Annotated in this window: 24 protein-coding genes; 14 read left to right on the top strand and 10 right to left on the bottom strand. The window is 63.2% G+C overall.

Annotated elements, in window-relative coordinates:
• Positions 1-86: 86 nt before the first annotated feature.
• A complete protein-coding gene (locus tag ACLQ8T_RS01930) occupies positions 87-1,412 on the bottom strand; it encodes a benzoate/H(+) symporter BenE family transporter (protein WP_413455526.1) in 1,326 nt (441 codons plus the stop codon).
• Positions 1,413-1,572: 160 nt separating this feature from the next.
• Here ACLQ8T_RS01930 and ACLQ8T_RS01925 point away from each other — a divergent pair, with 160 nt between their 5' ends.
• Together ACLQ8T_RS01925 and ACLQ8T_RS01920 are read left to right on the top strand one after the other, a co-directional pair.
• A complete protein-coding gene (locus tag ACLQ8T_RS01925) occupies positions 1,573-1,716 on the top strand; it encodes a hypothetical protein (protein ID WP_413455525.1) in 144 nt (47 codons plus the stop codon).
• 45 nt (positions 1,717-1,761) lie between these two features.
• Positions 1,762-2,451: a transcriptional regulator gene (locus tag ACLQ8T_RS01920; RefSeq protein WP_413455524.1), complete on the top strand. Its 690-nt coding sequence runs from the start codon at positions 1,762-1,764 to the stop codon at positions 2,449-2,451.
• On the opposite strand, the gene ACLQ8T_RS01915 is transcribed toward ACLQ8T_RS01920, so the two are convergent.
• Together ACLQ8T_RS01915 and ACLQ8T_RS01910 are read right to left on the bottom strand one after the other, a co-directional pair.
• The gene (locus ACLQ8T_RS01915; protein ID WP_413455523.1) at positions 2,420-2,851 is read right to left on the bottom strand and encodes an acyl-CoA thioesterase; all 432 of its coding nucleotides are present in this window, start codon (positions 2,849-2,851) and stop codon (positions 2,420-2,422) included. The two genes, ACLQ8T_RS01920 and ACLQ8T_RS01915, sit on opposite strands and share 32 nt — an antisense overlap.
• 49 nt (positions 2,852-2,900) lie before the next feature.
• A complete protein-coding gene (locus tag ACLQ8T_RS01910; RefSeq protein ID WP_413455522.1) occupies positions 2,901-4,028 on the bottom strand; it encodes a hypothetical protein in 1,128 nt (375 codons plus the stop codon).
• Between the two features lie 179 nt (positions 4,029-4,207).
• On the opposite strand from ACLQ8T_RS01910, the gene ACLQ8T_RS01905 reads away from it, so the two are divergent.
• Positions 4,208-6,055 (top strand): calcineurin-like phosphoesterase C-terminal domain-containing protein, encoded by a 1,848-nt coding sequence (locus tag ACLQ8T_RS01905; RefSeq protein ID WP_413455521.1) that lies wholly within the window; start codon positions 4,208-4,210, stop codon positions 6,053-6,055.
• Between the two features lie 98 nt (positions 6,056-6,153).
• Positions 6,154-7,125 (top strand): D-2-hydroxyacid dehydrogenase family protein, encoded by a 972-nt coding sequence (locus ACLQ8T_RS01900; protein WP_413455520.1) that lies wholly within the window; start codon positions 6,154-6,156, stop codon positions 7,123-7,125.
• Here ACLQ8T_RS01900 and ACLQ8T_RS01895 read toward each other — a convergent pair.
• Entirely contained in the window at positions 7,094-7,807 is a 714-nt protein-coding gene (locus ACLQ8T_RS01895; protein ID WP_413455519.1) for a phosphatase PAP2 family protein, read from the bottom strand. The two genes, ACLQ8T_RS01900 and ACLQ8T_RS01895, sit on opposite strands and share 32 nt — an antisense overlap.
• A 63-nt stretch (positions 7,808-7,870) precedes the next feature.
• Here ACLQ8T_RS01895 and ACLQ8T_RS01890 point away from each other — a divergent pair, with 63 nt between their 5' ends.
• The 3 genes from ACLQ8T_RS01890 (at position 7,871) to ACLQ8T_RS01880 (ending at position 9,149) form a co-directional block, all read left to right on the top strand.
• Entirely contained in the window at positions 7,871-8,329 is a 459-nt protein-coding gene (locus tag ACLQ8T_RS01890; protein WP_413455518.1) for a 23S rRNA (pseudouridine(1915)-N(3))-methyltransferase RlmH, read from the top strand.
• A gap of 63 nt (positions 8,330-8,392) precedes the next feature.
• Positions 8,393-8,866 (top strand): hypothetical protein, encoded by a 474-nt coding sequence (locus ACLQ8T_RS01885; protein WP_413455517.1) that lies wholly within the window; start codon positions 8,393-8,395, stop codon positions 8,864-8,866.
• A complete protein-coding gene (locus ACLQ8T_RS01880) occupies positions 8,850-9,149 on the top strand; it encodes a transcriptional regulator (protein WP_413455516.1) in 300 nt (99 codons plus the stop codon). Before ACLQ8T_RS01885 ends, ACLQ8T_RS01880 begins: the two co-directional genes overlap by 17 nt.
• 813 nt (positions 9,150-9,962) lie before the next feature.
• Here ACLQ8T_RS01880 and ACLQ8T_RS01875 read toward each other — a convergent pair.
• Positions 9,963-10,394 carry a hypothetical protein gene (locus tag ACLQ8T_RS01875; RefSeq protein ID WP_204720276.1) on the bottom strand — a complete coding sequence of 144 codons (432 nt, stop codon included), beginning with the start codon at positions 10,392-10,394 and terminating at the stop codon, positions 9,963-9,965.
• Between the two features lie 5 nt (positions 10,395-10,399).
• The gene (locus ACLQ8T_RS01870; RefSeq protein WP_413455515.1) at positions 10,400-11,044 is read right to left on the bottom strand and encodes a hypothetical protein; all 645 of its coding nucleotides are present in this window, start codon (positions 11,042-11,044) and stop codon (positions 10,400-10,402) included.
• 379 nt (positions 11,045-11,423) lie between these two features.
• On the opposite strand from ACLQ8T_RS01870, the gene ACLQ8T_RS01865 reads away from it, so the two are divergent.
• Complete coding sequence (locus ACLQ8T_RS01865; RefSeq protein ID WP_413455514.1) at positions 11,424-16,091, top strand: ATP-dependent helicase; 4,668 nt, start codon at positions 11,424-11,426, stop codon at positions 16,089-16,091.
• Here ACLQ8T_RS01865 and ACLQ8T_RS01860 read toward each other — a convergent pair.
• Positions 16,088-16,483 (bottom strand): MaoC/PaaZ C-terminal domain-containing protein, encoded by a 396-nt coding sequence (locus ACLQ8T_RS01860; protein WP_413456362.1) that lies wholly within the window; start codon positions 16,481-16,483, stop codon positions 16,088-16,090. The two genes, ACLQ8T_RS01865 and ACLQ8T_RS01860, sit on opposite strands and share 4 nt — an antisense overlap.
• Here ACLQ8T_RS01860 and ACLQ8T_RS01855 point away from each other — a divergent pair.
• The 4 genes from ACLQ8T_RS01855 (at position 16,382) to ACLQ8T_RS01840 (ending at position 19,558) form a co-directional block, all read left to right on the top strand.
• On the top strand, positions 16,382-16,609 hold the full coding sequence (locus ACLQ8T_RS01855) for a hypothetical protein (protein WP_413456434.1): 228 nt from the start codon (positions 16,382-16,384) through the stop codon (positions 16,607-16,609). The genes ACLQ8T_RS01860 and ACLQ8T_RS01855 overlap by 102 nt on opposite strands.
• Positions 16,610-16,686: 77 nt before the next feature.
• Complete coding sequence (locus tag ACLQ8T_RS01850) at positions 16,687-17,517, top strand: DNA-formamidopyrimidine glycosylase family protein (protein WP_413455513.1); 831 nt, start codon at positions 16,687-16,689, stop codon at positions 17,515-17,517.
• 52 nt (positions 17,518-17,569) lie between these two features.
• The gene (locus tag ACLQ8T_RS01845; RefSeq protein ID WP_413456361.1) at positions 17,570-18,586 is read left to right on the top strand and encodes a pseudouridine synthase; all 1,017 of its coding nucleotides are present in this window, start codon (positions 17,570-17,572) and stop codon (positions 18,584-18,586) included.
• A gap of 72 nt (positions 18,587-18,658) precedes the next feature.
• Entirely contained in the window at positions 18,659-19,558 is a 900-nt protein-coding gene (locus tag ACLQ8T_RS01840) for a hypothetical protein (RefSeq protein ID WP_413455512.1), read from the top strand.
• Positions 19,559-19,583: 25 nt separating this feature from the next.
• Here the strand turns inward: ACLQ8T_RS01840 and ACLQ8T_RS01835 are convergent, their stop codons facing one another.
• Positions 19,584-20,360 (bottom strand): 3-hydroxyacyl-CoA dehydrogenase, encoded by a 777-nt coding sequence (locus tag ACLQ8T_RS01835; protein WP_413455511.1) that lies wholly within the window; start codon positions 20,358-20,360, stop codon positions 19,584-19,586.
• A gap of 138 nt (positions 20,361-20,498) precedes the next feature.
• A complete protein-coding gene (locus tag ACLQ8T_RS01830; protein WP_413455510.1) occupies positions 20,499-21,992 on the bottom strand; it encodes an MDR family MFS transporter in 1,494 nt (497 codons plus the stop codon).
• Positions 21,993-22,156: 164 nt separating this feature from the next.
• On the opposite strand from ACLQ8T_RS01830, the gene ACLQ8T_RS01825 reads away from it, so the two are divergent.
• Positions 22,157-22,696, top strand: a complete 540-nt coding sequence (locus tag ACLQ8T_RS01825) for an NUDIX hydrolase family protein (protein ID WP_038992495.1) — start codon at positions 22,157-22,159, stop codon at positions 22,694-22,696.
• Here ACLQ8T_RS01825 and ACLQ8T_RS01820 read toward each other — a convergent pair.
• Positions 22,693-23,790, bottom strand: coding sequence for an FUSC family protein (locus tag ACLQ8T_RS01820; protein WP_413455509.1), 1,098 nt, complete (start codon positions 23,788-23,790; stop codon positions 22,693-22,695). The genes ACLQ8T_RS01825 and ACLQ8T_RS01820 overlap by 4 nt on opposite strands.
• Positions 23,791-23,923: 133 nt before the next feature.
• On the opposite strand from ACLQ8T_RS01820, the gene tgt reads away from it, so the two are divergent.
• Entirely contained in the window at positions 23,924-25,222 is a 1,299-nt protein-coding gene (tgt, locus tag ACLQ8T_RS01815; protein WP_038992496.1) for a tRNA guanosine(34) transglycosylase Tgt, read from the top strand.
• Positions 25,223-25,266 lie beyond the last annotated feature (44 nt).

Raw genomic sequence — 25,266 nt, 5'->3', positions numbered from 1 at the left:
AGTCTTTGATGCCAGCTACCGCCAGCTTAGGCCAGCTTGCTAGCTCATCACGAACCGGCACGGCCCCGGATCAACTGTGGTCCGCGCTATTGCCCGGCGACGGGTGCATGGTCGCCGCGCTCCATGAGCCGGGAGGCGGCATAGCCGAAGAGGATGCCCCAGAACGCCGTATGGATGTTGAACAGGTCCAGGCCGGAAATTGTCACGACAAATGTCACCAGCGCGCCAAAGGTGAACTTCGTGGCGAAGGCGGTCACGAATGCCTGTTGCAGGGCCTTAAGCATGGCGATCCCTCCCAAGGCCAGCACGAACGCCTCGGGGGTGGCCAGCATGAAGCGGGTCAGCGTCGGAGCCAGCAGGGCGAAGACAAAGGACAGGAATCCATAGACCACCGCCGACGTGTAGTGGCGGTGCTTCTCCCCCGATGAGGTGAGCAGAGCGTTGGTCGGCCCGGTGACGCAGGCTGACACCGCGCCGAAGCAGGCGTTGAGGATCGAGAAACCGCCGGAGGCCAGCGCGGAGGCATTGACCGGAGGCTGGTGCTCGGCGGCACGCAGCACCGCAACGCCCTGGCCGTTCTGCACGATCAGCACGGTGATGGCCAGCGGCACCACCAGTTCAAGCTGCGCGGCCCAGGTGAATTCCGGTGCGGTGAACACCGGGGTGGCAAGTACCGGACCGCTCGCGGTATCCAGCGCGAACTGCCGGCTGGCTGCCACGGCAATGACGCCGGCGATCAGCGTGCCCAGCACCGGGGGCAGTTTTCGGCCCAGCGCAGGCACCGCGGAAAGCAGCACGAAGACTAGCACCAGGGGAGCGGCCACCACCGGGTTGGCTTGGGTGGATGAGACGATGTCGGTGCCAAAGCGCAGAAAGACCGCCGCCACCATGGCCATCACAATCGGCATCGGGATGGCCGCCATGATCCGGCGTACTACCCCGGTGGCTCCCAGTGCCAGGGCCAGCACCCCCGAGACGAAGAACGCCCCGACCACTTCGGCGAAGGACAGGTGCTGCAGCGAAGGGCCCAGCAGCACCGTGCCGGGGATGGACCAGGCGAATCCGAGCGGCTGGCGGTACAGCAGCGACATCACGATGGTCGTCAACCCCGCGGAGAGGAAGATCCCGTAGACCCTGGAAGCCATCTCGGCCTGGGACAATCCGCCGGCGGCCCCCACGGCAAGGGTGACCGCGATGGGGCCCGAAGCGGAGAAGACCAGGCCGATTACCCCATTGCTGGCATAGGCTCCGCCCAGATCGCGCAGCAGCGCGCGGATCCCGGCAGGACGCGTCGCGGGCCGTTCCAGCAGCGGGTCGCGCGGTGCTCGCGCGGTTGCTGGGTCGATTCGCGGGTAGTCAGGTTGCTGGATGGCTTGGGCATGCGCGCTCCTGGATGACGGTGGCAGTGGCACTAATAGTCCATCACCAATGCAGCGCTTAGGGTGCCGTGGGAAGTGGCGCGTTGATCCGGGGTATGCCAGTCCTAGGATAGTTCTGGCCTCGGACCAGCACCGCAGGCAGAACTAGGATGAAACCGGGGCAATGCGGCCCGCGGATGAAAGGACAGCACCGATGAATTCCAATACCGAGCTCGGCGAGTTCCTCAAGGCCCGGCGGGCTCTGGTCAGTCCGGCAGGCGATGGCGGTCCCCGGCGCCGCGTGCCCGGGCTGCGCCGCGAAAAGGTCGCGGTCCTGTCCGGGGTGAGCACCGACTAATACACCCGGCTGGAACAGGGCCGGCACAAGCGCCCCTCCGAATCCGTGGTCGGAGCGTTGGCCAGGGCCCTGCAACTGGATGAGGCGGCGACCGGGCACTTATTCAATCTGGCCCGCTCGGTCTCCGGCTCCGGGCGCAACAGCCCGTCGAGCAGCGTCCAGCGGGTGCGCCCATCCCTGCATAAGCTGCTGGATTCCTTCACCGCCCATCCGGCCTTCATCCGCGGCCGGCGCACCGAGGTGCTGGGCATGAATCCGCTGGCCGCCAGCCTGCTCACCAATTTCCTCGCCAAGCCGGTGCGCCACCGCAGCCTGATCCGCTGGGCCTTCCTCGATCCCGAAGCCAGGCAGCGCTATGCCGACTGGGAACAGGTCGCCGCGTCGATGGTCGGCACCTTGCGCCTGGATGCCGGGCGCCATCCGCACGATCCGCTGCTCGCGCAGCTCGTCGGAGAGCTGTCCATGAACAGCGAAGAATTCCGTACCTGGTGGGCAGACCACCGGGTGGTGGAGCGGCGGGATGGTATCAAGAGGTTCACCCACCCCGACGTGGGTTATCTGGAGGTCAACTACGAGGCGCTGGACGTGACCGGGCAACTGACCAGACCCTGTTCATCTACACCACCGAGCAGGGCTCGGAATCCGAAGCGAAGCTGCGTGATCTGGCGGCGCGCCTCAAGAGCCCGGGCGCGGCGCCGAGAGTCTAGCCGCGTGCAGGGATCAGCGATTCGCTGAGCCAGCTGCGCTCCAGCTCGTTCAATGGGCGGGACGAAACGCCATCGGCTGCCAGCGGAACCATGACCGTGGTCGAGTCGAATACCGGCTGCCCATCCTGGTAGCCGATGCCGCGCACGGTGAATGACTTGTTGCCCAGCCGGCTGATGCCCATGCGGATGAGCATCTCGGGCTGGTAGTGCAGCGGGCGCAGGTAGTCGATCTGGATGGATGCGACCACTGTGCCGAATTCGAAACGGCCTGTGGTTCCGTCTTCGCGCGTCCAGCGGATGCGCGCTTCTTCCATCAAGGTCACGACGCGCGCATTGTTCACATGGCCCAGGGCATCCTGATCCGACCAGCGCAATTGCAAAATGACCTCGGTTGCGGCGGCCAGTTCATCGTTTTTCGCGTCATTCATGAAACCCATTGCACCAGAAACCGGGGCTGGCCACTGCGCCCGTGACAGCTCATGAACTTGGAACATTGCCAGCAGGCACCCACCGTGCTTCCTCGTTGCTGGCGTCCAGGCAAATCCATTCCTGCGCTGGCCCGTAGCAGCGAAGCTCACCGGTGAACCAGAACGTCTGGTCCGGATCCCACCCGGCAATCACGCTGGCGTACTTTTCATCGATCTCCAGGCATTGTCCGGCGAGCGCCAGATAGGCACCGATGCCCAAATGCACGCCATCATAGTCGCGCGCCACAGCCAGCCAATCGGGGATCTTCCATGCGCCGTCGCGCCCGGTAGCCAGATACCAGTCGTGGCGCTTCTGCGCGGACACCTCGAGGCCGTGTTCGCGGCAGAGACGGATCCAGTCCTCCGCCGTGGCGATCTCCAGCATGTTCGCTGCGGGAGGCACACTAGCGTGCCTGACGCTGGCCTGTTCCCACCCGAATCCGTCTTCCACGCAGCTCAGGCCCACAGGCTCGCCGTCAGGGAAGATACCGGTGCTGGCGGGCAGGCGGCTGCTGGGCTTGGACCACCATTCGCCACTGAAGCTGCCCAGCTGGCTGTTATGCAGTTCCGCGGCATCGCGGGCTTCCGTCGCCAGAACCGCGCCCCTCCAGTCCTGCAAAATGCCAAGGGCATCGTCATCGGGAGCTTGCGACTTACCCACGGGATCATGCTGGTCGAACTCCACCTTGAACTGGTTGCGCAGATCCACGGGATCCATCCACCAGTCCGCTAGCCCGCTGTCCGCCAGATGCCGGGCGACCCGCTCAAGAGGCGCGGCGAAAGCCGGCAACGCCAGCAGGGTGTCTTCCCCATCCGGTTCCTGCCAATAGCGCGCGTAGTCCACCGAACGAACTAGCGCGTGTTGCAGGAGCGCCGCGGTGGGCGTCACCAGGCTGGCGACATCAAGGAGCCGTGCAATCTCCTCGACACTGATATCGGGCACGCCTGACTCGTCCATGCCAAACAGGCCAACGCTCTCGCCACGTTCGACCGCGACCCGATGCGCGGCATAGAACATCGCCGACCGCAGTGGATGCTCCGCGAATTCCGGTTGCAGCTGCTCTTCGCTGGCAATTGCGAATTCCCACAGCAGCCTGCGTCCCCGCGCGCCTGCCATCAGCGCCTGCACCAGTTCCATCGCCACCACTTCATTTCATTAGCTGGAGATACCTAAATCCTGCCAAGACAGTCGATAAGTATTTACGGGATCGATGAATCGCCATTACCTGCGCATCGGTTGCAATTCACCTGCCCTTGGCACCGTGGAATACGGTCGGCCAAGGGGCCGGCAGATTGTCCCCACCCGGAGGAACGTACGTGAAATTCTTCGCTCGACCCGGCAAAACCAATCATCTCACCCCACTGCATCTGACCGCCGGAAGCCTAGTTGCCATTGCCGCTTCCACCGCTTTGATCAGCGCCAGCCCAGAAGTCGACGCGGTGCCTGCCGCCAAGACCACCGCGGATTGGAGCTCCTCGGCCTACCGCGGGTCCGTCGAGGTCATCCCTGCTAAAAATAGCGGCAACGCCGCCGATCAACAGACGCTGGACGGCGTGGTCTTCGAAGACCGCAACAAGAACTCCAAGCAGGATGCCGGTGAACCCGGCCTGCCGAACGTCACGGTGTCCAACGGCCGCAACGTTGTGTCCACCGACGGACAGGGCCGCTACGAACTGCCGGCCTACAACAACATGACCGCATTCGTCACCCAGCCGCGCGGCTTCCAGGTACCGGTTGACGAGGACAACGTCGCCCAGTTCTTCTACATCCACCTGCCCGGAGGCTCCCCGGAATTGAAGTACGACGGCATCGCGCCGACCGGCCCGCTGCCCGAGGCGGTCAACTTCCCGCTGGTGCGCAGCAGCGCCACCCAATCGCCGGAGCAGAGCTGCGTCATCGGCGCGGACGTGCAGACCTACACCCAGCAGGAAGTCGAATATGCCAGGGACGGCGCCTTCGCCGATCTGGCGGCACGCACCGACTACATCGGGTGCGGCGCCTTGTTCATCGGTGACCTCGTGGGCGATGACCTGACCTTCTTCCACCAGACCCGCGAGCTTTCTTCCATGCTCAACGGCCCGGCCCGCTTCCTGCCGGGCAACCACGACATCGACTACGATTCGCTGGATGGACAGCATGAGTTCGATTCCTTCCGCGCCCAGTTCGGCCCGGAATACTACTCCTACGACACCGGCAAAACGCACGTCATCGCACTGAGCACCATCGAGTACCCCACTGCGGTTCCAGCTAAGAAGAGCGACTACACCTATAATTTGGGCCAGCGCCAGCTGCAGTGGCTGCGCGAGGATCTGGCCAAGGTTCCCAAGAACAAGGCCATCGTGCTGGCCGGGCACAGCCCGATGCTCGAGTTCTTCTACAGCGACGAGCATTCCACCAAGCAGGTCAAGGAGATCTACGAGCTGCTTGAGGGACGCGAGGCCGTTTCCCTGGGCGGGCACACCCACATGTCGGAGAACCTGCGCGCCGGGGACCTGATGGACGGCTGGCGCGATGAGGTCGGCGAAGCAGGCTTGCCCTTCACCCACCTGACGGTCCCGGCAATTTCCGGGCAATGGTATGACGGCCGGGTCTCCGAGAACGGCTACCCGACCTCCATCCAGCGCGACGGCACCCCGCCGGGCGTGCTCACCTTGGACATCAAGAACACCGACATCGTGGAGCGCTTCACCGCCACCGGCCAGGATCCCAGCAAGCAGATGTCGCTAGGCCTGAATACCCCTGAGTACCGGCAGTGGTACGAAGAGAATCTGGACAAGGAACGCGGCACCGTCCAGCCCCTGGCCGACCCGCTGGCAGTGAGCCGGCAGGGATTGTCCCAGGACACCTGGCTGACCACGAACTTCTGGATGGGCAGCACCGGTTCCACCGTCGAGGTCTCCATCGATGGCCAGGCCCCGGTGGCCGCCGAGCGGACCCAGCAGATGGCCGGCGAGCGCCCGCTGACCGGAGCAGAGTACTCGGACCCGTCCGCCATCGCCGAGCAGTTCGTCCACGGCGGCGGCCTCGCCGAGAAGACCAGCCACCTGTGGCGCCTGGAACTGCCTGATGACCTCTCGGTTGGTGAGCACACCGCGACGGCGACCGCCACCGACGTGCATGGTCGTTCCTACACCGAGCAGCTGGAATTCACCGTCGTCCAGTAGCATCGCTGCTTTGAGCTGGTGCCTGCATGATGCAGGCGCCAGCTTTTTGTTACGCCAGTGACAGGACAGCAGCGGCCGCAGATGCCTAGGATGAAGCCATGCGCATTGCAATCCTTGATGATTACCACAGCGTGGCCCGCTCGCTGGCCGATTTCGATGGCCTCGCCGCCGAGCTGGACGCCGAGATCACCGTCTTCACCGAGCACCTGGGCCATGAGGACCACACTGTCATCGAGGCATTGCTGCCCTTCGACGCCATTGTCGCCATGCGCGAGCGCACGCCCTTTCCGGCCGCCCGGCTCAACGCTTTGCCCAACCTGAAGCTGCTGGTCACCACCGGTCGCCGCAACGGATCCATTGACCTGCAGGCTGCACAGGACCGGGGTATCGTGGTCAGCCACACCGGCTATGTGGCCACCGATGCCGCCGAGCACACCTGGGCGCTGATTCTTTCCGCCGCGCGCCGACTGGATGTGGAACTGTTTTCCGCGGACCGCCCGCTGGCGGCCGACTCGGGCTGGCAGACCACGTTGGGGATGGGCCTGTCCGGCAAGACCCTGGGCGTCTACGGCCTGGGAAATCTGGGGTCGAGGGTGGCGAAGGTGGGCTTGGCCTTCGGCATGCGGGTCATCGCCTACAGCCAGAACCTCACCAAGGAGCGCGCCGCCGAAGCGGGCGTGGAGCTGGTCTCGGAGGCCGAACTGTTTTCCACCAGCGACATCGTGACCGTGCACCTGAAGCTCTCCGAGCGCAGCACCGGGGTCATCGGCCCGAAGCAGCTGGCTTGGATGCGGCCCGATGCCATCCTGGTCAACACCTCGCGCAGCCGGATCGTGCAGACCGGCGCGCTCATCGACGCGCTGGAAAGCCGGCGGCTGCATCTGGCCGCGGTGGATGTCTTCGATGTGGAACCGCTGCCGGCCCAGGACCGGCTGGCGAACACCAGGGGCGTGATTGCCACCCCGCATATCGGCTACGTGACCATCGAGCAGTTCGAGATGTTCTACCGCGATGCGGTGGAAGATCTCCGCGCATGGGCTAGCGGCGCGCCGATCCGCGTGCTGGCTTAGTAGCTGCGGGCCGCGGCACGAAGAAGTAGTGCAGGATTGCCACCACGGCGGCCCAGGCGGCCCCGATCAGCAGTCCCACCAGCACATCCGAAACCCAATGGTGCCCGATGTAGATGCGCGAGGCGCCCATCGCCAGCACGAATAGCGCCGCGATGATGGCGATAAGGTACGCGTAGCGGCGCAGCCCGTAGATGATTGCCAGGTAGCTGGCGATGCCGATCAGCGCCGCCGAGTTCAGCGTGTGCCCACTGGGGAATGAATAGGATTCAGGCGGCGCAGGTCCCCCGGGGATGCCTTGGGGACGCGGCACCTGGAGGTTGGCCTTGAGGATGACGGTCAGCAGCACCGAGACCAATGCCGTGAACGCGACAGCCGCCAGCGGCCACGCGCTGCGCGTTTTCCAGCACAGCAACCCGGTGATCACCAGCATGATCATGGTCATTCCCGGGGTGGATCCCCAGAAGTATAGGAAGTCGGAGACCGCGAACAGGAACGGCGACTGGTGCTCCAGCGCCCATTGGTATGCCGGGGCGTCCAGGTCCTTGGCCCATCCGCCCGCATGCAGGGACACCAGCACCCTGCGGGTGAAGTAGAACATGGCGACGACCAGCCCGAAAATGATCCACAGCACCTGTGCGCCGCCAGGACGCTGGCCGTGCCGGAAGTACCAAGAGGATCTCATGGTTTCCATCGTATCGGGATGGGCGCGAAGCACTGAACCCGACGGATGCGGAACAATGGAAGCATGACGATCAAGGTGCTGGCAGTTGGCAAGAAACACGAGTCCTGGGTGGACGAGGGAATTTCCCGCTATGAGAAGCGGCTGAAGAAGCCCTTCGACCTGTCCTGGCTGCTGCTGAGCCACTCCTCGCGCGAGAACGACGCGGCCCGCAGCGAGGAATCCGGACGCATCCTGGCCAAGATCGATGACCGCGACTTCGTGGTGCTGCTCGATGAACGAGGGAAGAACGTGGACTCCCCCGCGCTGGCCAACACCCTGCGCACACCGATCGATTCCTCGCGCAATGTGGTGATCATCATCGGCGGCGCCTACGGCGTGGATCCCACGGTGCATGCCCGCGCCAACTTCACCTGGTCGCTGTCCAAGCTGGTCTTTCCGCACCAGCTGGTGCGCTTGATCCTCACCGAGCAGCTCTACCGGGCGCAGGACATCCTGGCCGGCGGCAAGTACCACCACATTTAAGCCAATCCCTTGATTTTCTGACATGGAAATGCGAGACTTTCCGTGACGGAAAGTGAGTAATTCATGGCTTCATCAGGCGATTTCATGGACGGACAGCACGCGGCCAAGCTGCTGCAATCTGCCGAGCAGGACTCACAGCAGATGGTCCAGACTTCCGGGAGTCCGCGCGGCTTCACCACCACCTTGGTCGCAGTCTCGGCCGTAGTCCTTACGTTGTTCCAGGCTTACCCACCCCAGGCTTTTTGGACAGCACTGCTGTATATACCGTTGATCCTTTGGTACGTGCTGGCCCGGCGCCGTCGCGCAAAGCCACGGACATTGGCCGATACCCCGAGCCTGCTGGCGGGCGCCTATGCAGGATATTTCTTCCTCGGCATCCTGTTGGTCAATTGCCTGAGGCTTTGGGAAGCGGCACAGGCAGAGGAAGTTGTGGCGAAGATTCTTGTCACCTTTATATCCTGCATGTTCTTGGTGGCCAAGATGCAAGCTGCCTACAACATGGCGCGCTTGGAGGACGGCAATGACCAAGTCGTCTAGCGACGCCCGGTTCGACGAATTAATCCACGCTCCATTGCGGCTTCGCATCTGTGCCAGCCTGGCTCCGGTTCAGTGGGCTGAATTCGCACACCTTCGCGGTCTCCTCGATATCGCCGACTCGGTTCTGAGCAAGCACCTCAAGCAGCTCGCCGATGCCGAATATGTCGCCATCGAGCGGTTCACCAAGCTGGGCCGCAGCCACGTGCGCGTTTCGCTGACGAAGACGGGCCGTCGCGCATATGTTGGCCACGTCGCCGCCCTTCGTGAAATTACCGCAGGATAAGAATTCTCGCGCGCTGCGCATGTGAAACGACACCGTCGCACCCGGGCCATAGCTATGGCTTCGACAATCGTTGGCAAAGATTCTCCATACCAATGCTTATTCCAATAACCATTGGTATGGTGAAACCTTGTCAATGTTTGAGCAGGGTTTCATTGGGCCATCGCTCTCAAACGGATCACTCTTGGGAAGACAATACAGCCTTACGGCGCAACGGAGTTTGCAAAGTTTGTAATTTTGAACGGTTTGGGCATTCCAGCCTTAGCTGGATCCGCGGATATCATGTCGACTATCAAGACCGGGATCAGTCCGTGGAACTGGGGACTCGCTACAAAGACAATTGCTAGGAGCCTTCGGATCCTCCTGCGGATTTTGCACGCCTATTGATGCGGTCTATAAGTCGGGCAATCCCTCGCGAAATCACGCACGGAGATTTAGGCGAGCGCTAAACCGCTCATCTGGTCCGTGCTAAGCACCGCAAAATTTAGTAGTGCACCCGCGGTAGATTCTCATCGCTCAGGATCATATCGGCACTTTCTGGCGCTGTTCATCGATGGTATCCAGCTTGCCAAAGAGCGAGGGATCGTCATACAGCAATGCTAAGACGCCTTGCCCGATTGACAAGTCGAAGGAAAGACGCCTTTCGGGTCAGCCGTTTAATGAGTCACATCCAGGGATGGTGCGGCTGGTTCTTATCCTGCCAGCTAGTCCCAGACCAGCCATCTCAATACTCACAGCTGTTCAACTAATGAAAGAACAGCCTCGATACCCAGCAAGGGCACGAAGCTGCTCCTGGAAATTCTCGACGCGGCTGCTCTAATGGTTGGCACCCGGAATGGACAGTTGAGTAAGCAACAACGCAGTATCCTTCAGCTCTTGAACTTGTCGTTTGGACAAACCGGCATCGGGATTATCAGAAAGCACCGAAACGTCTTCGATCAAGCTCGCAAGGTAATCCTTGGCCTCCCGAACCGATTTCACCAGCAGGTCAGCTGCTTCGGCCTGGATTTCCAAGTACGCGAATTCACCCAATGCAATGTCGACAACCCATCTGGCAATGATGGGCTTATCGAGGCTTCCTGCAGCCGCGATCCAAGCTTTCGCAAATTCCCAATAGGGCTGCGCGTCGTTACTTATTCTCCTGTAATCGAGAGTCTCCAGCAGTGCATCGGGTTGCCACGAAACCGCAGTAGCGACTGTCTCATCGATTCGTCCGGCTTCTATCGCTTCCAGAAACTTTGCGTCCATTATTCTCACTTCACCCATCCGTCAGAGATCTGGCCGGTTTTCTTCGAAACTGTAGCCACGATTGTCTTTCCTTTGTACACCCAGCGATACTCTTGTACTTTCTTGTTATTTTTGTGGAGCTTCCCCCTAGCCGCGGCTTTCGAAAGCAGGTCAGCCGTTTTCGAACGATTGCCTTGGGCTCCCACCTTGCTCCATTTGTGCCTCGTGAGGAAAATGTGATGCCACCTATTATTGTTTTGCGCAAGTAGATCTTGTCGGAAAGCCTTTTGTAATGCTGTACGCCCCGCAAGTTTGATTGCGTATGGAATGCCTCTCTGGATTACCAGGCGAAGCACCCACGCAATGACGGGGGCAAGGGCTGGTTGCCCCAGATTCGATTCCTTCGTTCCGCTTGGTTTCCTCAGTTCAGACTTACCTGATTCGGAAATTAGCGTGCTTCTAGATGAAATATTTGCGACCGCACGAGCATCGAAAGCTGCACTAGAATAACTCTCTGAAGCTCGTGCGTTTAGATCCGTATTCCCTGAAGGCGCTTCTACACCCCCTTGAATAGCAGACGCATGAGCTGAGGCAACAGGTGCAATAGCTATTGCTAGGCTCATGCTCACGACTACCCCGAGCAGCATGCGGAAGAAGCGTCGTATCGACACAGAGGATCTCCAATTCATTCAGTTTAACTAGATGGGCGAATAAAATTACACTAGTCAAACCTTTGGAAAACTTTCGCCTAAATGGATGATTATGACGCAGAAACGATTCTAGACGCATGCTTCGATATCAGTCGATGAGTGGAAGGTTCTTTCATGGTGACGTGGACGATCGACCGTGGGATTCAGGCGAAGGAAGCAAAATTCAGCTTCATTCCGCGAAATGTCGCCGTTAACTTTCCGCACGATATCATTCAGGTGCGGGGCCAGTAAGACTACAAAATAACACTGTGCACATTCAGCCACACGGCGTACTTGCACCGTATTCCGTTGAACTATTGAAGTCCCCAAACTGTCGAGTCCAGAACGTAGTATCGATTCCATGAGTGATGTGCTTTCCCGGTTTGGTGCGGCCACCCGCAAGTGGTTCACCGACGTTTTCTCAGCGCCCACGGTGGCGCAGAGCGGCGCCTGGGAATCCATCTCCGACGGGAAGCACACCCTGGTCATCGCTCCCACCGGTTCTGGCAAGACCCTGGCCGCGTTCCTCTGGGCCCTGGACCGGCTGCATCATGCGGAACTCGACGCGCCAGCGCTGCCCGGAATGGAATCCGATGCGGACCACCCGGCAGGCACCGGAACCAAGGTCCTCTATATATCCCCGCTGAAAGCTCTGGGCGTGGACGTGGAGCGCAACCTGCGCTCCCCGCTGGCCGGTATCCGCTCCACCGCACACGAAATGGGGCTCTCCCAGCCATCGGTCACCGTGGGCGTGCGCTCCGGAGACACCCCGGCCAATGACCGGCGCAAGCTGCTCAAGGACCCACCCGACATCCTGATCACCACGCCCGAGTCGCTGTACCTGATGCTCACCAGCCAGGCCCGCAAAACCTTAGCCCAGGTGCATACGGTCATCATCGACGAGGTCCACGCCATCGCCAACACCAAGCGCGGCACCCACCTGGCCCTGTCTCTGGAGCGGCTCGACGCGATGCTTGCTGCCCCGGCCCAGCGCATCGGGCTCTCGGCCACGGTGGAACCGCCCGAAGAAGTCGCCCGGTTCCTGGCAGGCTCGGCACCGGTGAATATCGTGCGCCCGAAATCCACCAAGAAGTGGGAACTTGCGGTGCGGGTCCCGGTCGAGGACATGACCGACTTGCCGTCGGCGGCCGGCGCCCACGACCTGGGACCCGGTTCCTCCCCGGCGGCCTCGGCCAGCATCTGGCCGCACGTGGAAAACCAGCTGGTGGATCTGGTGCTGGAGAACCGCTCCACGATCATCTTCGCCAACTCCCGGCGTTTGGCCGAACGCCTGACCGGGCGGCTGAACGAGATCTATGCCGAACGCGAGGGGTTCAGCGCCGAGGATACTTCCACGTCCACCCCGGCAGTGCTGATGGCCCAGGCCGGGTCCACCGCCACTTCTAACCCAGAGGCGCCGCTGCTGGCCCGGGCCCACCACGGCTCGGTCTCCAAGGATGCCCGCGCCCAAATCGAAGAAGACCTGAAGCTGGGCAAGCTGCGCGCCGTGGTGGCCACCAGCTCGCTGGAACTGGGCATCGACATGGGCCTGGTGGATCTGGTGATCCAGGTCGAATCCCCCAACTCGGTCTCTTCCGGGCTGCAACGCGTGGGCCGTGCCGGGCACCAGGTCGGCTCGGTCTCCCAAGGAATCTTCTTCCCCAAGCACCGCGCGGACCTGCTCTCCACCGCGCTGGTGGTCACCCGCATGCGCGAAGGCAAGATCGAGAAAATGGTCATCCCGGCCAACCCGCTCGACGTCCTCGCCCAGCAGACCCTGGCCGCGGTGGCCATGGAGGACCTTGAGGTCGAAGCCTGGTACGACACCGTGCGCAGGGCCGCGCCCTACCAGCAGCTGCCGCGCAGCGTGTACCTGGCGACCTTGGACATGATGGCGGGCAAATACCCGTCGGACGAGTTCGCCACCCTCAAGCCGCGGCTGATCTGGGACCGCGATGCCGGAGTGCTCAGCGCCCGCCCCGGCGCCCAGCGCCTCGCGGTGATTTCCGGTGGCACCATCCCGGACCGCGGGCTGTTCGGCGTCTTCCTTGCGGGATCCGAGGATGACAAGGCCCCCAAGCGGGTGGGCGAACTGGACGAGGAAATGGTCTACGAGTCCCGCGTGGGCGACGTGTTCGCGCTGGGCGCCACCAGCTGGCGCATCGAGGACATCACCCACGACAGGGTGCTGGTCACCCCGGCCTTCGGCCAGCCCGGCAAGCTGCCCTTCTGGCACGGCGACGGTCTGGGCCGCCCGGTGGAACTCGGAGCGGCGCTGGGCGAATTCACTACCGGGCTGCTGGCCGGCGAGCGCAGCGAATCCGCCGCCGCGCTGCGCGAGCACGGGCTGGATCCCTTCGCGGCCGAAAACCTGCTCAACTACCTGGGCGAGCAGCGCCAGGCCACCGGGCAGGTGCCCAACCACCAGAACTTCGTAGTGGAACGCTTCCACGATGAGCTGGGCGACTGGCGGGTGATCCTGCATTCGCCCTTCGGCCTGGCGGTGCACGCCCCATGGGCGCTGGCCATCGGAGCCCGGGTGCGCGAACGCTGGGGCCTGGACGCCTCTGCGATGGCCGCCGATGACGGGATCGTGCTGCGCATCCCGGCCATGGACGACGAGCCGCCGGGCGCCGAGCTCTTCGCCTTCGAAGCCGACGAGATCGTGGACGTGGTCACCTCGCAGGTGGCCAACTCGGCGCTGTTCGCCGCGCGATTCCGCGAATGCGCCGCCCGCGCCCTACTGCTGCCGCGCATCAACCCGACCAAGCGCACCCCGCTGTGGCAGCAGCGCCAGCGGGCCAGCCAGCTGCTGGACGTGGCCCGCAACTACCCGGATTTCCCGATCATCCTGGAGACCGTGCGCGAGTGCCTTAACGACGTCTACGACCTGCCGGCGCTCACCGAGATCCTGGGCCAGGTCTCCTCCCGCGCCATCCGGCTGGTGGAAGTCACCACCGAGCTTCCCTCGCCCTTCGCCCAATCGTTGCTCTTCGGCTACGTGGCCCAGTTTCTCTATGAGACCGACGCCCCGCTGGCCGAACGCCGCGCCGCCGCGCTGAGCCTGGACCCGGTACTGCTCGGCGAACTGCTGGGCCGCAACGATGTGCGCGAAATCCTCGACCCGCAGGTCATCGCCGCCCTTGAACAGCAGCTGCAGCACCTGGCGCCGAACCGCCGGCTATCCGGGATGGAGGGCGCCGCGGACCTGTTGCGCCTGCTCGGTCCGCTGAGTGCAGAGCAACTGGCTCAGCGCCTGCGCTCAACGGAGGATGAGCAGGAAGCCCTTGATGCCGAGACCGCCCGGGCCCATGCCGAATCCCTGGTGGCCACCCGCCGCGCCTTCACCCTGCGGGTCGCCGGGCAGCTGGCCTATGCGGCCATCGAGGACGCGGGCAAGCTGCGCGATGCCCTGGGCACCCCGCTGCCCACCGGCATCCCCACCGCCTTCCTCGAACCGGCGGCCCAGCCAATTAAGGACCTGGTGTCCCGCTTCGCCCGCACCCACGCCCCGTTCACGCTCTCCGAGCTGTCCGCCGCACTGGGCCTGGGCGTCGCGGTGCTGCGCCCGGTGCTCGACCAGCTGGTGGCCGCCGGCCGCCTGTCGCTGGGCGCGTTCCGTCCGGTGGAGCTGATCCCGCCTGGAATCAGCGGGGATGAATACTGCGATGTTTCGGTGCTGCGCACCATCCGCACCCGTTCGCTGGCCGCGCTGCGCGCCGAGGTGGAGCCGGTGGACCAGCCAACGTTCGGACGGTTCCTGCCCGCCTGGCAGCAGGTGGGCTCCCGGCTGGAAGGCAGCGATGGGCTCTACGAGGTGCTGACCCAGCTGGCGGGGGTTGAAGTTCCTGCCTCGGCGCTGGAATCATTCATCCTGCCCGCCAGGCTGCACGGCTACCAGGCGTCGTGGCTTGATGAGCTGACCAGCAGCGGGGACGTGCTGATCTGCGGGGCCGGGGCCGCCGGCGGCAAGGACGGCTGGCTTTCGTTGCACACCGCCGAGTTCGCCTCGCTGAGCCTGCCAGCCCCTGACATGTCCCAGCTGGATTCGCTGGCCCGCCGGGTGCTTGATTCCTTCGATGCTACCGGGGCCTACTTCGTGCAGGAACTCGCCGCCCGGCTGCACCCGGAAGAAGGGCTGCCGCCCACCGAGCAGGAGATCACCGAGGCCTGCTGGCAGCTGTTCTGGGCGGGGTTCATCTCCCCCGACACCCTCGCTCCGGTGCGCGGCTACCTGGCTGGCGGCACCACCGCGCACAAGATCGCCAAGCCGGCGCCGCGTGCCCGTGCCGCCCGGCTGAATAGGCTCTCCGGGCTTACCCGACTAGCCCGGGAACAGGCGGCCGGACAGCTGGCACGCAACACCCGCGGCTCGGCCCGCTGGTCGCTGCTGCCCGCCCCTGCGCTGGACCCGACCATCGCAGCGCATGCAACCGCGGAAATCATGCTTGAACGCTACGGGGTGCTCACCCGCGGTTCGGTGGCCGCCGAATCCGTGCCCGGCGGCTTCGGCCAGCTCTACCGGGTGCTGTCCAAGCTGGAAGAGGCGGGCCATGCCCGCCGCGGCTACTTCATCGAGAAGCTCGGCGCCGCGCAGTTCTCCACCGCCAACACCATCGACCGGCTGCGCACCTTCACCCAGCCCGATGACCCGCAGCGCCAGCCGCAGGCTGTGGTGCTCGCCTCCACGGACCCGGCCAACCCCTACGGCGCGGCCCTGCCGTGGCCGGCCACGCAGACCGGGCACCGCCCGGGGCGCAAGGCCGGGGCGATCGTGGGTCTGCTGGACGGAGAACTGGCGCTCTATCTGGAGCGCGGCGGGCGCACCGTGCTCGCTTTCGGCGAGCCAAGCGATGAGTCATGGCGGCTGCTGGCAGGTAACTTGGTGGCCGTGCTGCGCACTGCGACGGTGGACAAGCTGGCCATTGCCACGGTCAACGGCGAGCCGGTCCTTGAGCACCCCCTCGCTCACGCGCTGCTGGCGGCCGGATTCTATTCCACCCCGCAGGGGATCCGCTTCCGGCGCTAAGCCGCAGCGCGGGCAAGCACCGGCGCTAATTGCGCGTCCTGCCCCAGATCCAGGCAGCATTGGTGACCTCGAAGAGAACCTGCCCATCGCAGCCGAGCGAGCCATGCAGAGTCACCCGGGCCCGGTCCTCGCGCTTGAACTGGATATCGGTGATTTCCAGTTGCCCGTGCAGTTCCATGCCGGGACGCACCGGAGCATGGAACTGGATCTTCTCCATCGCCCTTCCGGCCACTACCCACCAGTGCCGGTAGGCTCCCAGCACTGCCAGGCGCTGGAAGGATCGCCAACGAGTGGATGCCGCTGGCGATAATGCCGCCGAAGTGACCCTGCTGCGCACACTCCTCGTCGATGTGGAACCGCTGCGGATCCCACTGCACGGCGAATTCGTGCAGATCCTCCGCGGTCATCTTGTACGAGCTCAAATCGACTACGTCCCCGACTGCCAGATTCTCGGCATAGACGGTCGGTTCGGTTGGATTGATCTGCTCTTTTGCTGCACTGTCATGCGCCCAGCGTAGGCCACGGCCGCGACGAACTGCGCCTCGTTACGGCTGCACCGTACGATGGGTTCCTGGATTGATTCTAGGGAGGACGCATGCCAGAAGGAGATTCCGTCTACCGGGCCACCGCACGGCTGCACCGCGCGCTGGCCGGAAAAACCATCGTTCGCTCGGACTTCCGGGTTCCGTCGCTGTCCACCGTGGACCTGGCCGGGTACATGGTGTCCGAAGTGGTCCCGCGCGGCAAGCACCTGCTGGTGCGCCTGCATCCGCCCACGGACTCAGACCCTGCCTTCAACCATCCTCCACTGACCCTGCATTCGCACCTGCTGATGGAGGGACGCTGGGATCTCTACGGCGCTGGCGAACGCTTCAAGCGCGCCGCGCACACCGCCCGGGTGGTGCTGCACTTCGCCGAGATCACCGCGGTCGGCTTCGACATCGCCCAGGTCAAGCTCGTGCCCACGGCCGATGAGCAGGAACTGGTAGGCCATCTGGGTCCGGACCTGCTCGGCGCGGATTGGGATGCGCAGCAGGCGGCGGCGAACTTCCGCGCCCAGCCGCAGCGCGGGATCGGCGAGGCGCTGCTGGATCAGCGGCTGATGGCCGGAGTCGGCAACATCTACCGCAGCGAGGTCCTGTTCCTCACCCGGCTGCATCCGCTGACGCCGGTGGGGCAGGTAGTGGGCCTGGAAAGGGCCATCGAGATGTCCAGGCGCCTGCTGAAGGTCAACAAGGACCGTCCTCGCCGGGTCACCACCGGCCTGGCGCGCACCCGCGAACCCTATTGGGTGTATGGGCGGGCCGGCAAGCCCTGCCCGCGCTGCGGCACCACAATCCAGGTATTGAAGATCGCCGCCGACGACGCAGGGCTGGAACGCGACTGCTACGTTTGCCCGTCCTGCCAGCCGGCACCGCGCAGCTGAGGCCGCGGATCAGCGTGCTCCCGGCAAAGATGGGAGAATAGCCGATATGGCTATGGAATCCCCGCTTCCCGTTCGCAACGGCGTCAATGCAACTCGGCTTCGACTCCCGCGGACCGGTTCATGGGCAACTGTCGCCGATTATCTGCTCGAACGCTTTGGCCATGTCGATCCCGAGGGCATTCTGCGCCGCTTCGATGAGCAGCAGATCGTTGGCCTGGGCGGCACTCCGCTCACCCGCCAGACTCCCCTGGGCGAGCATGAATTCATTTGGTACTACCGCTCCTTGCCGGAAGAAACCCCGATCCCCTTCGAGGCCAGAATCCTGCACCAGGACGAGCACCTGCTGGTCGTGGACAAGCCGCACTTCCTCCCCACCACACCCGGTGGACGCTTCATCCAGGAATCCGCGCTGGTGCGCTTGCGCAACCAGACCGGCATCGACGACCTGGTGCCGATGCACCGGCTGGACCGCGCCACCGCCGGCGTCATTCTTTTCGCGGTGAATCCGCAGACCCGGGGTGCCTACCAGATGCTTTTCGAGCGCCGGGAGATTGCCAAACGCTACAAGGCGGTCGTCGCCCTGCAACCCGGTGAAGGCCTGGAAACCGGACGGGTGCTGCAACCCAACGGCGGGCATTCGCAGGTCAAAACCGAAACAGAACTGCGTGATCTGCTGCAGCGCATGCCGCTTGTCTTCGAGAACCGGATGTCCAAGGTCAAGGGCCAGCTGCGTTCAATTGTGGAAGAAGGCGAGCCGAACGCGCAGACACTGATCAACGTCGAGACCATTGGAACCAGCCATGGTTTCCATTCCGGGACCGAGGTTGCCTTGATGGATCTGGAACCGCATTCGGGCAAGACCCATCAGCTGCGGATCCACTTGGCTTCCTTGGGCCTGGGCATCATCAATGATGCGTTCTATCCACGGCTGTGGGATCTGGCTCCTGATGACTACCGGCGCCCGCTGCAGCTGCTGGCGCACACTATTTCCTTCACCGATCCGTTGACCGGCGCCGAACGCAGCTTCAGCAGTGAACAACGGCTGACGGAAGCCCCTTCATCTCAATAACCCCTTCTCATGTGGGAGGAACTGGCCTAAGCTGGTGCCCAATATCCCGTGACCCATAAGGATGAAGGCAAGATGGCCGAACAAGAGTCGACCCCGCAACTTGATTCCCTCGTGGCCTCGGCCCGTTCCGCCATGGCATCGGCCAGCGAACGGACCTCCTTCGAGTTGCCCTATGCACCACCGGATCATCGCCCCAACCCTGTGGTGGAGCCCTTCGACAAGATACGCGGATATCTGCTGGGCGCTTCGGGCCTGCTGCTGCTGCTGACCACGTTGGCGTTGTCTTCCGGTTTGCATGGACGAGCCCAAGCCAGCTTGCTGGATACCAGCCTGGTGCACTCGGTGCTGTGGCCGGCAATTGCCATCGCGCTGGTCCTCAGCGCAGCGTTCTCGCTGCGCAGCGACCAGCTGTCGGCCCGGCGCCAGCGGATCATTTCCATCTATTCGATCCCGGCAACAGCGTTGATGGCGTGCGCCATCACCCTGGCGTCCGGCTTCATGCCCGTCGGCGCTGCCATCCTGGCGACCATCGCTTCGCTGCTCTCCCTGTACGGCGTACTGCAGCTGAACAAGAATACTGCGCGCAACCGCTTAGAGCGTTGGGCCACCGACGCCCCGATCTGCTTCTTTGCAGGTGCGAGCATGGTTTACGCCCTGCAGCTGTGGTTTGCCGCGGCCGGCTGGCATGACGGCGAGCACGGAATCCAGGCCGCCCTGATAACGGCCGGAATCTCGGTGGCCGCCGGCGCTTTCGCCCATTCAGAGCGCGGCCGCCATGCGCTGGCCAGCAGCTACGGAATCTGCATGATTGCTGCCGCCATCCAGGGCTGGCTCAATGATTCAGCGCCGCTGTGGGTCTGCGCGATCTGGATCTTCATGGCCCTGCTGGTGTTCCTGATGGCCGAGAACCGCCGGTTCCAAATCAGCCATGCCGAGCACCGTGCGCAGCGCGGCAAAACCGTAGAATTCTAGGTTCTGCCACGCCCGCCACAAATGCTTAACGCGGTGCCATGCGGATGGCGCCATCAAGGCGAATGGTTTCGCCGTTGAGCATCGGATTGGCCACGATATGCTCCACCAAGGCCGCGTATTCTTCCGGACGTCCCAGGCGCGATGGATGCGGCACCTGGGCACCGAGCGAGTCCTGGGCTGCCTGCGGCAATCCTGCCATCATCGGCGTATGGAAAATGCCCGGGGCGATGGTCATGACGCGGATCTGGTGGCTTGCCAGCTCGCGAGCCAGGGGAAGGGTCATCGCGGCTACGGCTCCCTTGGATGCCGCGTAGGCGGGCTGTCCGATCTGCCCGTCAAACGCGGCCACCGACGCGGTGTTGATGATGACGCCGCGTTCGGTGGTTCCCTGCTCGTCGTGCAACGCTTCGCTATGCGCCATCGCTTCTGCGGCCAGGCGGATCACGTTGAAGGTGCCGTTGACATTGATGTCCAGCACCTTGGCGAAGCGTTCCAGCGGCAGCACCCCGTCACGGCCCAGCACCTTTCCCGGGGTGGCAACACCGGCGCAATTGACCAGCACGCGCAGGGTGCCCAGTTCCTTGGCACGTTCGATGCCGGCGGCCACCTGCTGCGCGTCGGTGACATCGGCAGGCACGAACCGGACATTCGACCCGACCTCAGCCGCAATTTCATCGCCGTCCTCGCGCGGCAGGTCGAGCACCACCACGTGCTTGGCCTGGGCGGCCAGCGTGTGCGCCGTGGCACGCCCCAATCCCGATAGGCCGCCGGTGACGAGAACGACTGAATCCTGCAACTGCATGCTTGCTCCTTCGTAGACAATGAACCTGTGATCTACATTACTGGCCAGTTGCGTCCAGGCGAAGAAGCTTGCCAGCAGGCATGGAAAAACCGCTGGATCCCTTGATGGGATCCAGCGGCTCTCGCACGCTTCTGATGCCTAGTGGCTCGGAACCTTTGCAGGTTCGGCTTCAGCGGCAACGGACTTGTTCTTCCCGCCGAGCAGGAAGCCGATGACCACGATGCCCACGCTGCAGGCGGCACCAACCAGGAAGCCAGGCTGGAAGCCTTCAACCGAAGCGGTTAGCGGGTCGACACCGTCCGCGATCTTCGAGGCGGTGGCCGCGGCGACAACGCCAACGAGCAGCGCGGTGCCCATGGCGCCAGCCAACTGCTGCAAGGTGGACAGCAGGGCCGAACCATGCGAGTGCAGGCTGTGCGGCAACGGGTTCAGCGCAGTGGTGAACGCCGGGGTGAAGATGAAGGCCAGGCCCAAGCTCATCACCAGGTGCATGACAACCAGCAGCCAAATCGGGGTATTCGCGTTCAGGATCATGGCGTACCCAAGCAGGGATACCAGCAGCACCACGGCGCCGGGAACGATCAGCGGACGGGCGCCGACCTTGTCGTAGAGCTTGCCGACCATCGGTGCCAGGATGCCCATCAGCAGGCCGCCCGGAAGCATGATCAGGCCGGTGGTCAGGGTCTCAATGCCCAGCACGCTGGTGAAGAACATCGGCAGCAGGATAATCACGCCGAACAGCGAAATCATCGAGAACATCATCAGCACCAGCGAAAGGGTGAAATCCTTGTAATTCAGCGGACGCAAATCCAGCAGCGCCTTGTCCTCCTTCTGCAGGTTCAGCTGCAGGAAGACGAAGGCGACCAGGCACAGGACCGCGCCGACCAGGATGCCCAGGTTCAGCGGGGTGATTCCTGCCGATAGGCCGCTCAGTCCGTAGACCAGTCCGCCGAATCCCGGGATCGCCAAGATCAAGGAAGGAACGGACAGCGGAGTCGAGGCGCCGTCGACGTCCTTGGAAAGTCGCGGAGTACCAATCAGCAGTGCCGCTACGGCGATCGGGATGATCACGATGAACATGAACCGCCACGAGAGGAACTGCAGGATCAGGCCGGAGAGCGTCGGGCCGATGGCCGGAGCTACGGAGATCACGATGGAGACGTTGCCCATCAGCACGCCGCGGCGCTCGGCCGGGACCAGATGCAAAATGGTGGTCATCAGCAGCGGCATCATGATGGCGGTACCGCTGGCCTGGATGACGCGGGCCAGCAGCAGGATGCCCAAGCCCGGGGCAGCGGCAGCCAGCAGGGTGCCGAGGGTGAACAGGCCCATAGCCAAGACGAAGACATTGCGTATGCTCATCCGCTGCAGCAAGAAGCCGGTCATTGGAATAACCACGGCCATGGTCAGCATGAAGATGGTTGACAGCCACTGAATTGCGTCAGCGGTGACATTGAATTCAACCATCAGCACAGGCAGGGCCACATTCATGATGGTTTCGTTCAGGATGACCACGAAGCTGGAAACAATCAGCACCGCAATCGTGGTGAAATTCTGTTTGCTCAGTCGTTCTGGAGCGTTCGTCACGGCAGGAATCTGCTTCCACGAGGATTCGGAAAAAGGAAATGCCATTTGATGCCTGCAGCTGTTCGCCGGACTAGAAATTCAAATAGCTCTACCGATTTTATCGCTTGGGAATGCGGCGCACTAGGGTTGCGGGAAATCCGCATCAGTGAGTTCAGCAACACAGATCCAGCTTCATGGAATGTCGGGGGTTTGTGTACCAAGATAGAACCATGAACGTGCGCACACCTGACCCATACCCTGGATGGCTCTCCGAGGAAGACCTCTACGAGGCACGCCAGCGCCTGCCGATGCTCTACGTCGAGGCCATTCCCGTGCGCCTGGATCCGCTGGGCTACGTCAATGAGGTCGGCCTGCTGCTGACCGGCGATGACGATGGCCGCATGCTGCGCACCTTCGTTTCGGGCCGGGTGATGTACCGCGAGACCATTCGCGCAGCGTTGATCCGCCACATCGAAAAGGATCTGGGCACCATGGTGCTGCCGCAGCTTCCGGCCTCACCGGTGCCATTCACCGTTGCCGAGTACTTCCCGGCACCGAGCGAAACCGGCCTGACCGATGATCGCCAGCACGCAGTGTCCATGTGCTACATCGTGCCGGTCCGCGGCGAGACCAGCCCGCGCTCCGACGCCTTGGAACTGACCTGGCTTTCGCCAACCGAAGCGCTCAGCTCGGATATTCAGGGCGAGTTCGCGGGCGGCCGTGAAAATATTCTCCGTCAGGCATTAGCCCACGTCGGAGTGAATATCTAGTTCTGTTTTCCGCCCTTGGGGACGATTCCCTGACGACGCTTTACGATCGATCCGACCCAGCTTCCCAAGAGCACGCCGAGCATGCCCACGATGCAGCCGATCAGTGTTTCGACCACGCGGTCGTACATCACCGAGCCGCTCAGGCCTGTGGCCAGCGAGACACCTACCAGTGCCATCGGGGTAATGAAGACCTGCGCCAAGAAGTAGTTGCGCATGACCAGCAGCTCGGCCATGAACTGGCAGAAGCCGATGAAGGCAAGCAGGATCCACACCTGCGGATTCAGGAAGATCAAGATCGCCATCAGGATCACGCCCACCAAGGTGCCGAGCATACGGTGCATGCCGCGCCGGATGCGCAGGCTAGTGGTGTGCCCAACCAGGGGAACCACCGCGGCCACCATCGCCCAGTAGTTGTGCCCGGCTTCCAGGCTGTTGCCCAAGGTATTGGCCAGGGCACCGGCGACGCCGGCCGTCAGGATATAGAACAGCCCTTCCCACCAGATGGCTTTGCGGACGTTATCCGACAGCGGCGGCAACGGGGTGCGCTTCCACAGGCTGGTCCACTGCCCGAGCGCCCCGGCAGCGCCGATGGCTATCGACAGCAAGATCGTCAAGCCCGCCACGAGCAGGGCCTCGCCAAAGGGCACGGGCCCAGGAATCGAGGCAATCGCCGCAAAGGCGAAGATGTGGAACAGCGAACCGCCAGGCCGCAACCGCATGAAACCGACCAGCACCGAACAGGCACCGGCAACGAGGGTCGTCGCGCCAACGACTTGCCACTGCTTGATCCCGGGGTCCGAATGGTCGATCCACCAGTGGGAAGCGGCCAGCGCCAAGGCAATCACCGCGAAGAACAAGGCACCGGAACGGACCTGCATCCGCAAGCGGTTCCAGTAGCCATCCACGCGCCCATACACGCCGGTGAAGGCACCGAAAACGGCAAAGACCACCAGGTCCAGCCGGTCAATCGCGAAAAGGGCAAGCAGTGGCGCAAAAACACCTACGCCAGTGCGCAAGCCGATCCAGTGGTCTTTGCGGGCCGGCCCCAGCGTCACCAGCGTCTTGGCGGACTCCTTCAGATTCTGCAGGGCCACATCTTCCTTCCGTCGCGTTGGACACAACACGTATGCCCCATTATTCGCGCTTTGCCTTGTGACACGTTAGGTTTTGGCGCACATTGACCCTGTCGTTTTCCTCACCGCGCGATTAATACGGCAAACTTGTTACGTGCCCGAAAAAAACTTTGACCCCAGTGCCCCGCATGCCCGCCAGAACGAATTCGGCTTTGAAGTCGGAACCCGGCTGACCGCTGAAGACGGTTCCCCGATGCTCGGGCGTACCGGCGTGATCCGTACCCCGCACGGCGAAATCAAGACGCCAGCGTTCATTGCTGTAGGCACCAAAGCCACCGTCAAGGCGGTCACCCCCGTTCAGGTGGAGGAGCTTGGCGCGCAGGCAGTGCTGTCCAATGCCTACCACCTGTACCTGCAGCCGGGGGCGGACATCCTCGATGAGGCCGGCGGCCTGGGCAAGTTCATGGGCTGGGAAGGTCCAACCTTCACCGATTCGGGCGGATTCCAGGTCATGAGCCTGGGTTCGGGCTTCAAGAAGGTCATCGACATGAAGTCCGTCGACCAGTCGGGTCCGGATGATGCTGTGGCTCCGGGCAAGGAACGCCTGGCCAATGTGGATGAGGACGGCGTCTGGTTCAAGTCCCACCTCGACGGCACCAAGCACCGCTTCTCCCCTGAGATCTCCATGGGCGTGCAGCACCAGATCGGCGCGGACATCATGTTCGCCTTCGACGAGCTGACCACCCTGCAGAATTCCCGCGGCTACCAGGTCGAGTCCCTGGAGCGCACCCGGCGCTGGGCCGAGCGCTGCATTGCCGAGCACTTCGCCCTGACAGATTCCCGGGCGGGCAAGGATTACCAGGCGCTGTTCGGAGTCATCCAGGGCGCCCAGTACGAAGACCTGCGCCGCAAGGCCTGCCAGGATCTGGGAGCCATGGCCTTCGACGGCTTCGGCATCGGCGGCGCCCTGGAAAAGGAGAACCTGGGAACCATCGTCGGCTGGTGCGCCGAAGAACTGCCCGAGAACAAGCCACGCCACCTGCTGGGCATTTCCGAGCCGGATGACATCTTCACCGCCATTGAGAACGGCGCTGACACCTTTGACTGCGTCTCGCCCACCCGCGTGGCCCGCAACTCGGCGTTCTACACCCCCTGGGGCCGCTTCAACCTTTCAGGTGCACGCTACAAGCGCGACTTCACCCCGCTGGTGGAAGGCTGCGAGTGCTATGCCTGCAGAAACTTCACCCGAGCCTACATCCACCACCTGTACAAGTCCAAGGAACTGCTCAGCCACACGTTGATTTCCATCCACAATGAGCAGTTCACTGTTTCGCTGGTCGAGTCCGCGCGCCAGGCCATCGAAGACGGAACCTTCTTCGAACTGAAGGACAAGGTGCTCTCCAGCTACTACGCTGGCAAGCCCGATCCGCAGGGCCAGCCAGTTACCCAGTAGACGAGGATTCCTAGAACAGCCAAGGCATCGGTTCTGAACGCGCC

The sequence above is a fragment of the Glutamicibacter sp. FR1 genome (assembly GCF_047300825.1).
Lineage (GTDB): Bacteria > Actinomycetota > Actinomycetes > Actinomycetales > Micrococcaceae > Glutamicibacter > Glutamicibacter nicotianae.
Note: the sequence above shows the minus strand (reverse complement) of the source record. Positions and strands in the feature narration are given on the sequence as shown.

Excerpts from the sequence above, each read along its gene's own strand:
- ACLQ8T_RS01925 (WP_413455525.1), top strand. The coding sequence starts at position 1,573 with ATGAATTCCAATACCGAGCTCGGCGAGTTCCTCAAGGCCCGGCGGGCT.
- ACLQ8T_RS01915 (WP_413455523.1), bottom strand. The coding sequence starts at position 2,851 with ATGAATGACGCGAAAAACGATGAACTGGCCGCCGCAACCGAGGTCATT.
- ACLQ8T_RS01910 (WP_413455522.1), bottom strand. The coding sequence starts at position 4,028 with ATGGAACTGGTGCAGGCGCTGATGGCAGGCGCGCGGGGACGCAGGCTG.
- ACLQ8T_RS01900 (WP_413455520.1), top strand. The coding sequence starts at position 6,154 with ATGCGCATTGCAATCCTTGATGATTACCACAGCGTGGCCCGCTCGCTG.
- ACLQ8T_RS01895 (WP_413455519.1), bottom strand. The coding sequence starts at position 7,807 with ATGAGATCCTCTTGGTACTTCCGGCACGGCCAGCGTCCTGGCGGCGCA.
- ACLQ8T_RS01890 (WP_413455518.1), top strand. The coding sequence starts at position 7,871 with ATGACGATCAAGGTGCTGGCAGTTGGCAAGAAACACGAGTCCTGGGTG.
- ACLQ8T_RS01885 (WP_413455517.1), top strand. The coding sequence starts at position 8,393 with ATGGCTTCATCAGGCGATTTCATGGACGGACAGCACGCGGCCAAGCTG.
- ACLQ8T_RS01880 (WP_413455516.1), top strand. The coding sequence starts at position 8,850 with ATGACCAAGTCGTCTAGCGACGCCCGGTTCGACGAATTAATCCACGCT.
- ACLQ8T_RS01875 (WP_204720276.1), bottom strand. The coding sequence starts at position 10,394 with ATGGACGCAAAGTTTCTGGAAGCGATAGAAGCCGGACGAATCGATGAG.
- ACLQ8T_RS01865 (WP_413455514.1), top strand. The coding sequence starts at position 11,424 with ATGAGTGATGTGCTTTCCCGGTTTGGTGCGGCCACCCGCAAGTGGTTC.
- ACLQ8T_RS01850 (WP_413455513.1), top strand. The coding sequence starts at position 16,687 with ATGCCAGAAGGAGATTCCGTCTACCGGGCCACCGCACGGCTGCACCGC.
- ACLQ8T_RS01845 (WP_413456361.1), top strand. The coding sequence starts at position 17,570 with ATGGAATCCCCGCTTCCCGTTCGCAACGGCGTCAATGCAACTCGGCTT.
- ACLQ8T_RS01840 (WP_413455512.1), top strand. The coding sequence starts at position 18,659 with ATGGCCGAACAAGAGTCGACCCCGCAACTTGATTCCCTCGTGGCCTCG.
- ACLQ8T_RS01835 (WP_413455511.1), bottom strand. The coding sequence starts at position 20,360 with ATGCAGTTGCAGGATTCAGTCGTTCTCGTCACCGGCGGCCTATCGGGA.
- ACLQ8T_RS01830 (WP_413455510.1), bottom strand. The coding sequence starts at position 21,992 with ATGGCATTTCCTTTTTCCGAATCCTCGTGGAAGCAGATTCCTGCCGTG.
- ACLQ8T_RS01825 (WP_038992495.1), top strand. The coding sequence starts at position 22,157 with ATGAACGTGCGCACACCTGACCCATACCCTGGATGGCTCTCCGAGGAA.